Annotated in this window: 14 protein-coding genes and 1 pseudogene; 6 read left to right on the top strand and 9 right to left on the bottom strand. The window is 62.0% G+C overall.

All coding sequences use genetic code 11. The features are described from left to right. Window positions 1–112 precede the first annotated feature (112 nt). From coxB to MSIL_RS17200, 5 genes are read left to right on the top strand one after another with little or no spacing between them, the layout of a single operon-like run. Window positions 113–994, top strand: coding sequence for a cytochrome c oxidase subunit II (gene coxB, locus MSIL_RS17180; RefSeq protein WP_244406167.1), 882 nt, complete (start codon window positions 113–115; stop codon window positions 992–994). Window positions 995–1,043: 49 nt separating this feature from the next. Next, window positions 1,044–2,975, top strand: coding sequence for a cytochrome c oxidase subunit I (ctaD, locus tag MSIL_RS17185; protein WP_244406169.1), 1,932 nt, complete (start codon window positions 1,044–1,046; stop codon window positions 2,973–2,975). Further along, window positions 2,968–3,582: a cytochrome c oxidase subunit 3 gene (locus MSIL_RS17190; RefSeq protein ID WP_012592353.1), complete on the top strand. Its 615-nt coding sequence runs from the start codon at window positions 2,968–2,970 to the stop codon at window positions 3,580–3,582. Before ctaD ends, MSIL_RS17190 begins: the two co-directional genes overlap by 8 nt. Window positions 3,583–3,586: 4 nt before the next feature. Next, window positions 3,587–4,054, top strand: a complete 468-nt coding sequence (locus tag MSIL_RS17195) for a hypothetical protein (RefSeq protein WP_012592354.1) — start codon at window positions 3,587–3,589, stop codon at window positions 4,052–4,054. Continuing rightward, window positions 4,054–4,416 (top strand): c-type cytochrome, encoded by a 363-nt coding sequence (locus tag MSIL_RS17200; RefSeq protein WP_012592355.1) that lies wholly within the window; start codon window positions 4,054–4,056, stop codon window positions 4,414–4,416. Before MSIL_RS17195 ends, MSIL_RS17200 begins: the two co-directional genes overlap by 1 nt. On the opposite strand, the gene MSIL_RS17205 is transcribed toward MSIL_RS17200, so the two are convergent. The 9 genes from MSIL_RS17205 to MSIL_RS21470 all read right to left on the bottom strand — a co-directional run bounded on the left by MSIL_RS17205 (window position 4,413) and on the right by MSIL_RS21470 (window position 12,629). Then, window positions 4,413–5,216: a cytochrome c oxidase assembly protein gene (locus tag MSIL_RS17205; protein WP_244406170.1), complete on the bottom strand. Its 804-nt coding sequence runs from the start codon at window positions 5,214–5,216 to the stop codon at window positions 4,413–4,415. The genes MSIL_RS17200 and MSIL_RS17205 overlap by 4 nt on opposite strands. Continuing rightward, window positions 5,213–5,521: a c-type cytochrome gene (locus tag MSIL_RS17210; RefSeq protein ID WP_244406171.1), complete on the bottom strand. Its 309-nt coding sequence runs from the start codon at window positions 5,519–5,521 to the stop codon at window positions 5,213–5,215. The genes MSIL_RS17205 and MSIL_RS17210 overlap by 4 nt, the downstream gene beginning before the upstream one ends. Window positions 5,522–5,652: 131 nt before the next feature. After that, entirely contained in the window at window positions 5,653–6,471 is an 819-nt protein-coding gene (locus MSIL_RS17215) for a substrate-binding domain-containing protein (RefSeq protein WP_012592358.1), read from the bottom strand. Next, window positions 6,452–8,257: a methanol/ethanol family PQQ-dependent dehydrogenase gene (locus MSIL_RS17220; RefSeq protein WP_012592359.1), complete on the bottom strand. Its 1,806-nt coding sequence runs from the start codon at window positions 8,255–8,257 to the stop codon at window positions 6,452–6,454. The genes MSIL_RS17215 and MSIL_RS17220 overlap by 20 nt, the downstream gene beginning before the upstream one ends. Before the next feature lie 293 nt (window positions 8,258–8,550). Next, the gene (locus MSIL_RS17225; RefSeq protein ID WP_041368152.1) at window positions 8,551–8,883 is read right to left on the bottom strand and encodes a hypothetical protein; all 333 of its coding nucleotides are present in this window, start codon (window positions 8,881–8,883) and stop codon (window positions 8,551–8,553) included. 42 nt (window positions 8,884–8,925) lie between these two features. Beyond that, window positions 8,926–10,104 (bottom strand): NAD(P)/FAD-dependent oxidoreductase, encoded by a 1,179-nt coding sequence (locus MSIL_RS17230; protein WP_012592360.1) that lies wholly within the window; start codon window positions 10,102–10,104, stop codon window positions 8,926–8,928. After that, window positions 10,101–10,820 carry a methyltransferase domain-containing protein gene (locus tag MSIL_RS17235; RefSeq protein WP_012592361.1) on the bottom strand — a complete coding sequence of 240 codons (720 nt, stop codon included), beginning with the start codon at window positions 10,818–10,820 and terminating at the stop codon, window positions 10,101–10,103. The genes MSIL_RS17230 and MSIL_RS17235 overlap by 4 nt, the downstream gene beginning before the upstream one ends. Further along, a complete protein-coding gene (locus MSIL_RS17240) occupies window positions 10,820–11,902 on the bottom strand; it encodes a type III polyketide synthase (protein WP_012592362.1) in 1,083 nt (360 codons plus the stop codon). Before MSIL_RS17240 ends, MSIL_RS17235 begins: the two co-directional genes overlap by 1 nt. A gap of 475 nt (window positions 11,903–12,377) precedes the next feature. After that, window positions 12,378–12,629: a hypothetical protein gene (locus MSIL_RS21470; RefSeq protein ID WP_148213132.1), complete on the bottom strand. Its 252-nt coding sequence runs from the start codon at window positions 12,627–12,629 to the stop codon at window positions 12,378–12,380. 375 nt (window positions 12,630–13,004) lie between these two features. Between MSIL_RS21470 and MSIL_RS21475 the strand changes: the two are divergent. After that, window positions 13,005–13,233: pseudogene (locus MSIL_RS21475) on the top strand (IS3 family transposase); the annotation flags it as partial. Window positions 13,234–13,267: the final 34 nt, after the last annotated feature.

The raw sequence follows: 13,267 nt of genomic DNA on the forward strand, positions 1-13,267 counted from the left end.
GACGTTTATCGGCCGTTCGCAGATAGAGCCGTGCCTCATGAGCGACTTCCCCTTGAATTACCTTACGGGATACGGAGCCCGGGCTCTCGCTATCCTGCCGCTAACGAAGGGGATGATCGCAATTTCGTCGATCGTGACGCTCGTCGTGGCTCTATTGCTGCTCGGCGCCATATTCCGATCCCGCGCCGCTTTCGACCCGCGCGGTCTTGTCCAGGACACGGGGCCGCTTCGATGGGTCTATCTAGGCGCGGCCCTGACCGTCGCGGCGCTTGCCGGCGTGCTTGTCTGGACCATGACCACCATGGCTGCGGCCGTGCGCACGGGACCGGAGGCGGCGCTGTCGCTCGAGGTCACAGGGCGGCAATGGTGGTGGGAAGTCCGCTACCTTGACAGGGCTCATCCGTCAAACATCTTTACGACCGCCAATGAAATTCATATTCCCATCGGTAAGTTCGTCCGCGTTGATCTGCGTGGCGGCGACGTGAGCCACTCATTCTGGGTTCCCGCCTTGGGCGGCAAGACCGACATGATTCCGGGCCAGGTCAACACGACCTGGCTGCAGGCAGATAAAGTCGGAAGCTATCGTGGCCAGTGTTCCGAATATTGCGGAAAGCAGCATGCGCACATGGCCTTCACCGTAATTGCGGAGAGCGAGGCGCAGTTTGAAGCATGGCGAACGGCGCAACTGCGAAGCGTCGCGCCGGCGGATCCGGAGCCGTCCGCGTCCGCGGAAGGCCGTGCGACTTTTCAGACCCGTTGCGGAGCCTGCCATACAGTGCGCGGCACGAGCGCCGGAGGCCGCGTTGGGCCCGATCTCACGCATGTGATGAGCCGGGGAACCATCGCCGCAGGAACTCTGCCCAACACGCTGGGTTCGCTCGCCGGCTGGGTTGCGGATCCGCAGCATTTGAAGCCAGGCGCAAAAATGCCCGTCCTGGAGATGTCGGGGCCGGAGATCCATAGTGTCACAGCTTATCTTGCCACGCTGAACTAACCCTTTCGTCAGAGCGCCTGGAGATCCGATGGCAAGCCGGCATTTGACAATGAATATGCCCCCTCTGGTCGCACCCTCTCCGGAGCTTGAGGGCCGCCTGCGCGCGGCATGGAAAACGGAGCCGGGATGGCGCGGCTTTTTCACGACCGTCGATCATAAGGAGATCGGCCTTCGCTACATCGTCACCGCCTTCGCGTTTCTCATTATCGGCGGCCTGGAGGCGCTGGTGATGCGCCTGCAGTTGGCAGCGCCGAATATGAGCCTGCTCACCCCGGAGCAATATAATCAGCTCTTCACAATGCATGGCGTCTCGATGATTTTTCTGTACGCCATGCCGATCCTGTCGGGTTTTAGCAATTATCTGTGGCCGCTCCTGCTTGGCTCGCGGGACATGGCGTTTCCGCGAGTCAACGCGCTTTCCTACTGGACCTACATTTTCGCCGGTTTGTTTATCTATGCGAGCTTCATGCTCGGCGTCGCACCCAACGCCGGCTGGTTCAATTACGTCCCGTTGTCCGGGCAAAACGCCAACCCTGGGATCAACATCGATTTTTACGCGTTGGGCATGATCCTGCTCGGCATTTCAACGACCGTTGGCTCCGTCAACTTCGTCGTTACCCTGATGCGCATGCGCGCCCCTGGCATGTCCGTCAATCGCTTGCCGGTGCTGGTTTGGGGCACTTTGACCGCCTCCATCGCGAATATAGTCGTCGTGCCAAGCGTCAGCCTCGCATTCTTGATGCTATGGCTCGATCGCAATTTCGGCTCGCATTTCTTTACCGTCGGCGACGGCGGCCAGCCAATTCTCTGGCAGCATTTGTTTTGGATGTTCGGCCATCCGTGGGTCTATGCGATTGTCCTGCCGGCGATGGGATTTGTTTCCGACGGCCTGCCGATTTTCTGCCGCAGGCCGATCGTCGGCTACACGCTTGTGGCGCTATCGACTGTTGCGACCATGGCGCTTGGCTTCGGCGTCTGGGTCCACCATATGTTTGCGACCGGCATTTCGAACCTGGCTTTGTCCTTCTTCAGCGGCGCCTCCCTTGTGATAACCGTGCCGAGCGCGATTGCAGTTTTCTGCTGGATTGCGACAATCTGGTCAGGTCGACCCGTCGCCACCGCGGCGTTCCATTTTTATGCCGGCATGATCGGGCTCTTTGTCATTGGCGGCGTCTCTGGCTTCATGACGGCGTCGGTTCCCGTCGATTGGCAGCTTACAGACACCTATTTTATTGTCGGACATATCCACTACGTGCTGATTGGCATCAACGTATTTCCAGTGATCGGCGCCTTCTACACATGGTTCCCTAAAATAACCGGCCGCATGCTCGACGAAAGATTGGGCAAATGGAATTTTTGGCTGATGTTCGTCGGATTCAACCTCGGCTTTTTGCCGATGCATATTTCCGGTCTGCGGGGAATGCCGCGCCGGATCTACACCTATGGGCCCGATATGGGATGGTCGACGCTCAATCTCATCACGTCGATCGGATCGTTTCTGTTCGCCGCCGGCGTGCTTCTCTTCATCCTCAATGTTGCGATAAGTCTGCGCCGCGGCGCGCCGGCCGGCGCAAATCCCTGGGACGCCGGCACGCTCGAATGGCTGACCGCTTCTCCGCCGCCGCCCCATAATTTCACGGTAATTCCACAAATCGGAAGCCGCCACCCCTTGTGGGAAGACCATCTAGACGACGCTGGAGCGTCGATTATCGATCGCGGCCTCGCGCTCGATGATGGACGCGAGACAATCGGAGTTACCGTGCTGGACGGCGAGCCGGATGTCATCCTGCGCATGCCTGGAGACAGCTGGCTTCCGTTCCTGCTCGGCCTTGCTTCGACCGGCGTGTTTATCGGCATGCTGACTCACTTGTGGATACTGGCGGGAATCGCCCTCATCGGCTGCTTTCTCGTTCTGGCCGCATGGCTACAGCCGGCGCCGCTGCCGCCGATGCAATTGATCGCGGAGGCGGAGCATGTCTAACATCGCGTTGGGAGCGCCAAACGCGGCCGCCGCGGGGTCTCCTTCAGGAAATCGAAGCGGCGTCGCTCGCGCCTCCGGCTGGTATGGCGTATGGCTCCTTGTCGTAACCGAGGGCTCGCTCTTCGCCTATCTTCTGTTCAGCTACTCTTGCAGCCTGCTGCAGGCGGGGGACGCATGGCCCCGGAGCGGGCCGCCTTCGCTGACGCTGGCCAGCCTGGGTACGAGTCTTTTGGCGGGCAGCAGCGCCGCGCTGCTATGGTTGCAGCGAGGTCCCGCAAAAAATGCGCGCCTATCCACAGGGCTTGCGCTCGCTCTCGTTCTTGGCGCGGCCTTCGTCGGCGTTCAGTCGTATGACTTCATTGCAAACAGCGCGACGGTGGCGGCTAGCGCCTCCGACTCCTATTATGTGCTGCTCTCCGGTCTGGACCTGCTGCACGCGGGCGCCGGGGTCGTTGCTCTCGCGGCGTTGCTATTCTGGTCGATGAGAGGACGCGTCCAGGATGCGGATGATCCGAACGTCTCGATCGTCGCGATCTATTGGCATTTCACCGTTATCGTCTGGCTGTGCATTTTTGCCACATTATACCTGCTGCCCCGGTGGAGATGACGCGATGGCGCAAAATCAGACGGCGACGTCGCCGATAGAACATCCGGCTCCAGCGCGAGGCGAGATCGGCGTAGCCGCGCTCGCATTCGGCCTTATTGGCGCACCGGCGAGTTGGGCCGCACATTTCCTAATGAATGTAACCATCGCCAGCCGCGCCTGCTTTCCGGGCTCGCAGCCGTCCTCCTTGGCGAGCGCGGCCGCGCTCGCTCACGCGCTAATTTTGACGATCGACGGATTGGCGACGCTGACTGCATGCGCCGCGCTGGCGATTTCTTATCTTGCCTGGCGCTCGACGGCGCACGAAAAGGCAGCGAAGCAACGGCATGGATCAAGACCGGAGCACGCCGCCGAAGTCGGGGAGGGGCGGACGCGATTCATAGCGCTCGGAGGAATCTTGATGAGCAGCGTCTTTATTGTCGCCATTCTGTTCGATACCCTTCCCGCCATCGTCACCCCAGCCTGCGGCCAGTGATGCGAGCCGCGCGATCCAGCCTCGGGGCCTGCGCCTTGGCGCTGCTATGCTCGGCTTGCGACCTTACACATCCTGAGCGGGCGAGCGAGGCGCGACAGGGCGCAACGCTTATTTCGGCTCTCGGCTGCGGCAGCTGCCACACAATTCCGGGCATTGATGGCGCGAGCGCAAATGTTGGCCCGTCGCTGGAAGGGATCGGATCACGAATTTACGTCGCCGGCGTCTTGCGTAACACGCCAGAGAATTTGCAGCGCTGGATCCAGCATCCGCAAGAGGTCGTCCCAAACAACGCGATGCCCGATTTGCCGATTGACGACGCATCGGCCCGCAAGATTGTCGCTTATCTCGAGACCTTGCGCTAGGCGGTGTGAGCACGCCGACCGGCCTCCCGCATACAGGCGGCGAGCGCGGCAACGGCGTGAAGCGTAAGAATCAATCCGAACGGCAACCACATCACGAGACCGCCCAGCTGCTGGTCTTGCAGAGGCGACAGGCCCCAGGACTCCGTCGTCGTCAAATGCGCGGCAAAGAGAACGCGCGGCGCGAACGTAAGCAGCGCTCCGAGTCCCATCATCTGCAGGGCGGTGAAAAAGCTCGCGGCTAGCGCTGCGCCAGGATTGAGCGAGAGACCGCGCAGCAAACAGCGCCAGAGCAGGACGCTGGCGGCGAGCAGGCTGATTTCCATAATCCAATAAATGAAATGGCTTTGCAACGCCGCATCGTAGGGCTGAGGCGCGTGCCAAAGCCACAGGGCGACGGCGAAGACGATGGGAGCGGCGACAGCTTCCAAGCGGCCGCGCCTCTCGCTGTCCAGGCGCAGCGCGCGGGCCACAAGGACGTCGACGCCGCCAAGGACAAGCAAAGGCGCCGCGAGCAACGCCAGAATCATATGCTGACCGATGCGCGCCGAAAACAGCGCCACGCTGAGGTTACACAGCGGTGAAACGAAAACCATGGCCAGGCACGCCCAGCCAGCCGCAAATGCGAAGGGACGCAGGGCGAATTCATCGCGCCTCCGCTCGTCCCAGGGTCGCAAAGCAAAAGCATAAAGCAGCGCGCCTGCGGCGAGAATGGCCAGCAGCGCGGGATCAAAATTCCAGGCAATTGAAGTAGGCGTCGGCGCTGCCCCGCAATAGGGAATATATGTGTTGGTCACCATCATTTCTCCGTCGGACGCTCGGACAGAGTTTTGACGTAAGCGGCGAGCTCCCAGATCTGTTCCATGGGAATGAGGCCTCGGAACGTCGGCATACCGTTTGGCCGCCCTTCCACGATTGTCGCCGCAATGTTCTCCACACTCCCACCGTAGATCCAGCTTTGATCCATCAAATTGGCGCCCATTCCGCCGCCGCCGCTGGAGTGGCAACCGGAGCAATTCATCGCCTTGAAGAGCTGTCGGCCCGCCTCAATATGCTCCGGACTCCGGGCGTACTCGTCGCCTAACGCGCTTTTCTCGTTCACCGGCATTCCGCCGCCTGGCGCGATTGGAACAAGCGAGACTTGCGGGAGAGCGGAATTCGCTTTCTCGGCGCCGGAGGGCTGAGCGTCAGCCACGGCGGGAAGGAAGACTGAGGCGAATAGCAGCAGACATGGACCTTTCATGGCGCAGCCTCCGCCTTTTGCGCCGGAATTGGCAGGAGCGGAACATGGTAATCGGCGAGGATTGCCTCGATCTCTGAGCGGCGCCGATCGATCGCCGCCTCGAGATCGGCCGCAAGCTTGGGGTCCTCTTTGCGCACGCCCATGCCGATGTCGAAGGCCATGGGGAGTTTGGCGCCGGCGCCGACCGGCGTCAGCCGCAAAGGCGCGTCCTGCTGGCTGGCGAACCAGCCGGCCTCCGGTCCCCACATGATGGCGACATCCGTTTGGCCTGAGAGGAGTCCGTCGATGATGCCGCGAAGCGGAGCCGGCTGCCCATAGTCGCCATAAACCATATAGCCGCGGACATTCGCGACGATGCCGCGATCGGCCAGCTCGTGCGCCGGCGGCGTGTTCACGCCATCATTGCCGACCAGCTGCACCCCAATCTCCAGCCGCGCCAGCTTCGGGTCGTCGAATCCGGTTACGCGGGGTGCGTCACCCGGCTGTACGAATACGTAGCCGGACCGGTAATAGGGCTTTGTCGTGCGCAACATATGCATGTCGACCGGGATGCCGATGACGACGTCGCAGACATGGGCGTTCAATGTCTTGCGCAGAAAGCCGCGCCTCTGCGCAAGCCAAAAGTAGCTGAGCTTTGCGCCGATGTCGGAGGCGATGACTTCAGCGATTTTATTTTCGAAGCCAGCCTCGCTGCGATCCGAGAATGGCAAATTATTGGGATCGGCGCAGACGCGGAGCTCGAGCGCCTGCAGGGAAAGCGGCGCCGCCGCCAGCGCAGCCCCCGCCATGCAGGCCCTAAGGAAGCGCGAAGACATACAGCTCGCCTCCCTTGGTGGTCACCTCGGGCAGATCCTTCATTGCGTTGACGAAACCGAGCGCGGCGGTGCCGTCGCGCTTGTCGATGCCGCCGGCCACGATCGCGCCGGACCATCCGCCAACGCCCGATAGGACGGCGACATATTGCTTCCCATCCGGACCAAGATAGGTCACTGGCTGCCCGATGATGCCGGAACCCGTCTTGAACTGCCAGAGGAGTTCGCCCGTATTGGCGTTGATCGCCTTAAACCATCCGTCCATCGTGCCGTAGAAGGCGACGTCCCCGGCCGTGACTACGGTTCCGCTCCAGACGGGAAATCGTTCCTGTATCGCCCAGACTTTCTTGCCGTTCAGAATATCCCAGGCGGCATATTCGCCGCGATTTTCGCCTTCGCCTGCATGCATATGAATGCTTGCTCCGACGTAGGGTGTGCCGGCGATATAGCCGACGTCTTCTTCCTCGGTATCGAAACATAGATTGTTGTGCGGAAGATAGAGCAGCTTTGTCTTGTTCGAGAATGCGGAGGGCTGCCAATCCTTGGCGCCGGGCGGCGCCGGACAAATATCCCGGACAGTTTCACCAAGCTTCGGTTGCTTGGCGGCGACATATTGAAGCCTTCCGGTCTTCAAATCGACGCCCGTGGAGCTCGTGATTTTCTGAAATGGCTCAGCGGAAAGGACTTCGCCGTTTACGCGGTCAAGGACATAAACATAACCGTTGCGGTCTGGATGAACCAGCACCTTTCGCGGCTGCCCTTTCCACGGCATGTCGAGCAGGATCTCTTCGTTGACCCCGTCGTAATCGTAGAGATCGTGTGGGCTGTATTGGTAGAACCACCGCGCCTGCCCGGTGTCAGCGTCGCGCGCAAAAATGCCGGAAGTCCATTTATTGTCGCCAGGCCTCATCGAGGAATTCCAAGGGCCGGGATTTGAAACGCCGTAATAGACGAGATTGAGCTCCGGGTCGTACGACGCCCAGCCCCAGACAGAACCGCCGCCCTGCCGCCACATGTCGGCGGGCCAGGTTGTGACCCCCAGATCCTTGCCCTTATCCGAATCGTAAAACGGCTTGAACGCGGCGCCGATCAGGACGTCGGAGTCGGGGCCTGTACTGTAGGCGCGCCAGACGATCTTTCCCGTCTTGACGTCAAGCGCAGCGCCCCAGCCGCGCACGCCCATTTCGCCGCCCGAATCTCCGACAAGCACCTTATCCTTCATAAGCAGAGGAGCCATCGTCATGGTCTCCCCCATGTTGATGTCGCCCATTTTGGTTCGCCAGACCTCCTTGCCCGAAGCGGCGTCAACGGCGATCGTATAATCGTCGAGCGTGTTATAGATGAGCTTTCCATCGGCGAAGACTGCGCCGCGATTGACCACGTCGCAGCAAGCTTCTCCTTGCGACGCCGCGCTCGGCAAAGGATCGTAGCGCCATTTCAAAGCCCCGCTCTGCTTCAGATCCAGGGCGAAAAGGGTGTTGGGATAGGGCGTTACGACATACATCGTATCGCCGACGACCAGCGGCGCGGCTTCCGCGCCTCGGTCTGTCCCAAGCGAAAAGCTAAAGGCGACTTTAAGATCCCGAGCGTTCCCGGCGTTGATCTGATCGAGAGAGCTGTAACGCGTGCTGGCGACGTCTTTCGCCGGCATGGTCCATTCTTTCGCAGCATCGGCTTTGACGAAAGGAGGCGGCGTTTGCGCTTCTGCAAGAAAAGCGGCAGAGGTCACGCCGAGGAACGCGGCCACCGCTAGCGCACGTTGTGTCAGGCAGCTATCGACATGAACCATGAGAGGCTCCACAAATCCGCAGTAGAAGCCATTTCGCGTTGCTTGGTTCCGAGCAAGCTGCGACGCCGCGTTCACCGATAATTGACTCGATTCTAAAGGCTCGTTGCGATCCGTAAATCCCGAGAGCGGGCCTGGCGAGAGGGCCAACTTCCGATGAGGCATTTACGAGATTGGCTCGATCAGCGTTTCATCGGTTATTGTCGGCGCCTCGGCATCCCTTTTGAAGGGCCATGAACTCCGCGCCGCCGGCCCGACCTCGGCAAATGTCGTGACAAGCGTTCCGGCCAGAGGGTTCAAGGCAGTTTGTCGATCGCAATGGGCAATTGACGGACGCGTTTTCCGCTGGCGTGACAAATCCTATTAGCCACCGCCGCCGCCGTCCCGGCGTAAGCGTTCGACGCGACAATCGCCATGACCACGGTTCTTGGCGCGGCCATCGCGTTCTCGCCGATAATCCCGCTCAAGGCGCTTTTGTGGAGCGCCGTCAACAATGGCGTTGTTGCCGTCCCCGTCATGACGATGATGCTGGTCATCGCCAACAGCGAAAGGATAATGCAAAGCAATAGGATCGGCGCGCCGTTGAAATGGATGGGCTGGCTCCCCACTGCCGTCATCGTTTTGAGCATCCTGCGAAGTCATGTTCGCTGGCTCTGCTGCGACTGGGATCATCATCGACATTCGGGCACAGCCCTCGTCTTGCCGCTCAGCCGCGCGCCGAAGGAAAGGCTCGACGGAAGCGCGCGGACGACAGCCTGCATCGCGCCAGCCGTCTGCGGCAGGATTGCGAGCCGCGCCAGCACCGCGCCGGCGGCGATGCGGGTCGAGAACTGCCGCCGCCACGCCTCCGAATAGTCGCGCCCCGCGGCGGCGCGCGATCTCGCGTCCCAGACGTCGTGGCGCGCCAGCGCGCAGGCGAGCAGCCAGCCCGATTGCAGCGCCATCGCAATGCCCTCGGCGATGATCGGATGGCATTCGCCGGCGATGTTGCCGACGCGGAAGATATCGGCGGCGTAACACGCACGGACGCCCGGCCGGATCGGGCCGGCGGCCAACCACGCGCCGTCGAGCGCGGCGCCGCCGAGCGCGATCCGCGCCGCCGGACACGAGGCCCGGATATGCGCAAAGACCGCCTGCGCCGCCGGGGCGCGATATAAATCCCGAACGCGCGCCAGCGCATCGCGGCGGAGGCAGCACGACAGCGACAGGCGGCCCTGATCGGCCCACACCATACCGCCGTAACCGCCCGGGAAAACGAGTAACGGCATCAGATCGCGGGCGAGCGACGCTCCCCTGAAATGAGCTTTGAAGCCGAAGAAATCCTGCCGCCGGTTTTTCCGTTCGAGTTGACTTGCCAGTGGCCCGCGCGCCCACGAGCCGTGCGCGGCGATCACCGCGTCGGCGGTCAGCACGCGGCTCTCGCCGGCGCTTTCGATCCGCACCGCGGCTGCAGCGCCGCCGGCGCAGACATCGACGGCCCGCCAGGGCTGAAACACCGCGGCGCCAGCGTCAGTCGCCGCCTGCAGCAACACGCTGTCCAGCACGTCGCGGCCAAGCGCGCAGCCAAAGGCGTCGCCCGGCGCGCGCGGCATGCCGGCCTCGACCGCGGGCCCCGAAGCAAAAAGCGCGACGCGGCGGACGCTGGGCCCCGCCCTCGCCCGCACGGACGCGCCCGCGCCAAGCCGGTCGAGCAGATCAAGATTGACGGCCGACATGTATTCGCCGCAGACTTTTTTGCGCGGAAAGCGGCTCTGTTCGACAATCGCCACCCGCCGCCCCATGCCGGCCAAAGCCAGCGCCGCCGAGCAGCCGGCCGGACCCGCGCCAATGACGATGGCGTCGTAGCTCATGACCCCTGCTCGCCGGCGCGCGTGACACAGAAAATATGGGTGAACGGGCCGATCCCGCGCTCCTCGATCCGGTCGGCGCAATCCCGCGGCCAAAGCCCTGACAGCTCGCGGCCGCAAAACCCGGCGCGTACGCTAGCTGCGGCGTCGTGCCGGCTTACCGCATTGGCGCCAATCGCGCGCAACAGGGCTGTCGCCCAGACCGCAATCCGCGTCCGGCGGGGCTCTGTGGCAACGACGGCCGGCGCCAGCCGGCGGAGCGATTGAAACAGGGTCTGCAAGGCGCAGTCCGGAAAATGGTGCAGAAACAGATTGGCCGAAACAATATCGAAACCGCCGATGCCGGGTTTGTCGACAAAGGCGAAAACATCGCCCGTCACGGTTTCGACGCGCCAGCCCAGCGCTGCGAAAGCCGCAACGCGCGGCGCGGCGACGAGATCGACCCGGTCGAGCAGGACGAGATCGACATCGGCCGCACTATGACGCAAACGCCGTGCGACCGACAGCATGAACGAACCGTCGCCGCAGCCGATTTCCAGGATCCGCGCGCGCCCCGCCGGTATCTGCGCGCGCAAAAATCCCGCCATGATCGCTGCCTGAAACATCAGCGCATTGATCAGCGCGAGGTCGCGGCGCGAGCGGATCGCGCGCGGATCGTCGGCGGGCAGGCTATCGAGCAACTCCGCTTCGATCCGGCGGGTGGCGAGAGAGGTCGCCATCAAGCCGCGCCGGCCGTGTGGAACAGCATCGTTTCCGCCGTCAGGCCTGGGCCGAAGGCCATGGCGCAACCAGAGCAATTTCCGTTGGAGCCGCCCAGCATCCGCTCAAGCACGAACATGATGGTCGCCGACGACATGTTGCCATACGCGCGCAGAACGTCGCGTGAGTGCGACAGGGCGTCGGGCGCCAGATCCAGCGCCCGCTCCACCGCGCCGAGTATGGAGCGGCCGCCGGGATGGATCGCCCAGAGATCGATGTCGGCGACGCATCTGCCGTCAAGAATGTCGCCGATGGCGGCGCCAAGCGCGTGATGAATTGCGCCAGGCACCCTGCCGGACAGCACCATATCGAAGCCATGGTCGCCAATGTCCCAAGTCATTAGCGCGCGCGTGTCAGGGATGGCGACGGCGTGGAAGCGGTCAAGACCGATGCCGACGGGCCGCGCGCTTACCAGCGCCGCCGCGGCGCCGTCGCCCCACAGGCAAAATGACAGCAGTTCTTCGAGGTTTGCGCTCTCCTTGAGATGCAGCGTACAGAGCTCGGCGTTGACGATCAGCACCCGCGCCTCTGACTGCGACCGCACTATGTGCCGCGCCAGCTTCAGAGCCGTGATCGCCGCATAGCATCCCATGAATCCGACAATGGTGCGTTCGATCGAACCCGGAAGCTCGCATCGGGCGACGATGTCTAGATCGAGGCCGGGGGCGGAATAGCCCGTGCAGGTGGTGACGATCAGATGCGTGATGCGCTCCCGATCTTCGCCCAGGAGGGCCCGTTCGACCGGTTTTTGCGCCAGAGCGGGCGCCTGCGCGGAGAACAACTGCATCCGTCCGGCCGTCGATGGAAACGCGCCCCGCCTAAACATGCCGGCTGCATCAAGGCTCGCCCCGTCAGGATCGGCGGCGGGCGCGAAGCAGGAAAAGCGATGCTCGATGCCGCCTTTTTCCGCCATGCGGTTGAAAGCCTCGCGCAAGCGGGAATCGCCCGCCAGTTGCGAGCTCGCGAAGCGGAGAAAGAAGCTGTGGACGTCATGGACGGGAACCGCGGTCGCGATCGTGTTGATGTAAGCATGCGACGGCATTCGGATGTGTCCTCCGACCTTGAACGCTGCTGCCAATATTGAAGGCTTTACCGTTTATTGGCCGTCTGGCCGAATTAAGCCACTTCCGGCTGCGTCTTCACGCAATTTTCATGCGCGCCGAACCCGCGTCTCGCCTGGGAACTCCGCGAACGGAGCGGAAACGACAGAACATTTACCGCTCGCGCACGAAGTCTGAACCGACGCCGGGGTCAACGGCTTCCGCCCGCGCCGCGGGTCTCGATATACAGACGCCATGCTTGCAGCATAGATCGCACGAAACACCGGCCTCGTGCTCCTTCAAGATTCCGATGATCTGCTCTTCGCTGAAACAGCTGCGCTTCATTTTCTGGTCCTCGCCTTGGGCCAGAGCGAACTTCAAACTGGATAAGCCTCAGGGCGCAAGGTCAAGGCCTCCCACGACGGCACGTTCACGAACAGATGCCGGGCAGAGATTGCCCGGCCCAATGACGACGTCTCATTTTTTCTCTGGCGCCATTTTGTCGCTTGGATGAGCCCCGCTTTGCGAACCGGTCTTCCCTTCGACATTGGGCGTTTCGGCGGCTGCCGGCGACCCTGCCATTCCACCGTTACCCTTTGCGCCTTTATCCGTAGCGTTCGTATCGCTGCTGGCAGCAGATGGAGAAGTTTTGGTCGTGGAATCCGCAAGAGCCGTCCCGCCTATAAATACGGTCGCGACAGCGGCGAAAGTCATTAGTCGTCTGTTCATTGGTTTTCTCCCTTTTTGTTCTGTGCAGAGCTAACCAATTGCTTTGGCTTTCGTTCCTTGAGCGTAAGTTCAGGCGCCCTCACGCTCCCGCTGAAGCAATCCGTGATTGATGCAAACGATCCTTGCTATTGGAGCCGTGTTTCGAGAAATTATCGTTCACATCCTCTTATCATTTCGGTTCACGCCGAGGTGCCCTTCCGTAGCTCAAGCCAATCGTGCTTGTCGCGGGGGAGCCGCCGCGAACCGGACCGCTGCCAGCCTTTCGAGGTCCTTCGAGAGTCGGGCTCCCGATCTGCTGAACGGGTGGAGGAGGATGTCATTGCGCTTGGTGACGTCGCGGATGGCGCCCGGCGATCTTCAACGCTGGCTTGTAACGCCAGCATCTACAAGTGAAAGGCCTGTTACGGCGGCATGGACGTGTCGGAGGCCAAGCGGCTGAAGACGCTGGAGGACGAGAACACGCGCTGGAAGCGCCTCTGGCGGACGCCATGCTCGACAATGCCGCGCTGAAAGATATGTTGGGAAAAAAATGGTGACGCCCGCTGCCAAGCGAGAGGCCGTCGCGCATCTTCGATCGGCCTTCGAGATGAGCGAGGCACGCGCGCCATGGGGCGGTGAGAGCCGGAGGGCGACGAGAC

This window comes from Methylocella silvestris BL2 (assembly GCF_000021745.1).
Classification (GTDB): domain Bacteria; phylum Pseudomonadota; class Alphaproteobacteria; order Rhizobiales; family Beijerinckiaceae; genus Methylocapsa; species Methylocapsa silvestris.

What these genes read in the sequence shown, in the direction of transcription:
- MSIL_RS21470 (WP_148213132.1), bottom strand. Translation starts at nt 12,629, where the DNA reads ATGAACAGACGACTAATGACTTTCGCCGCTGTCGCGACCGTATTTATA.
- coxB (WP_244406167.1), top strand. Translation starts at nt 113, where the DNA reads ATGATCGCAATTTCGTCGATCGTGACGCTCGTCGTGGCTCTATTGCTG.
- MSIL_RS17215 (WP_012592358.1), bottom strand. Translation starts at nt 6,471, where the DNA reads ATGTCTTCGCGCTTCCTTAGGGCCTGCATGGCGGGGGCTGCGCTGGCG.
- MSIL_RS17195 (WP_012592354.1), top strand. Translation starts at nt 3,587, where the DNA reads ATGGCGCAAAATCAGACGGCGACGTCGCCGATAGAACATCCGGCTCCA.
- MSIL_RS17220 (WP_012592359.1), bottom strand. Translation starts at nt 8,257, where the DNA reads ATGGTTCATGTCGATAGCTGCCTGACACAACGTGCGCTAGCGGTGGCC.
- MSIL_RS17235 (WP_012592361.1), bottom strand. Translation starts at nt 10,820, where the DNA reads ATGGCGACCTCTCTCGCCACCCGCCGGATCGAAGCGGAGTTGCTCGAT.
- MSIL_RS17225 (WP_041368152.1), bottom strand. Translation starts at nt 8,883, where the DNA reads ATGCTCAAAACGATGACGGCAGTGGGGAGCCAGCCCATCCATTTCAAC.
- MSIL_RS17240 (WP_012592362.1), bottom strand. Translation starts at nt 11,902, where the DNA reads ATGCCGTCGCATGCTTACATCAACACGATCGCGACCGCGGTTCCCGTC.
- MSIL_RS17210 (WP_244406171.1), bottom strand. Translation starts at nt 5,521, where the DNA reads ATGCCGGTGAACGAGAAAAGCGCGTTAGGCGACGAGTACGCCCGGAGT.
- ctaD (WP_244406169.1), top strand. Translation starts at nt 1,044, where the DNA reads ATGAATATGCCCCCTCTGGTCGCACCCTCTCCGGAGCTTGAGGGCCGC.
- MSIL_RS17230 (WP_012592360.1), bottom strand. Translation starts at nt 10,104, where the DNA reads ATGAGCTACGACGCCATCGTCATTGGCGCGGGTCCGGCCGGCTGCTCG.
- MSIL_RS17200 (WP_012592355.1), top strand. Translation starts at nt 4,054, where the DNA reads ATGCGAGCCGCGCGATCCAGCCTCGGGGCCTGCGCCTTGGCGCTGCTA.
- MSIL_RS17205 (WP_244406170.1), bottom strand. Translation starts at nt 5,216, where the DNA reads ATGATGGTGACCAACACATATATTCCCTATTGCGGGGCAGCGCCGACG.
- MSIL_RS17190 (WP_012592353.1), top strand. Translation starts at nt 2,968, where the DNA reads ATGTCTAACATCGCGTTGGGAGCGCCAAACGCGGCCGCCGCGGGGTCT.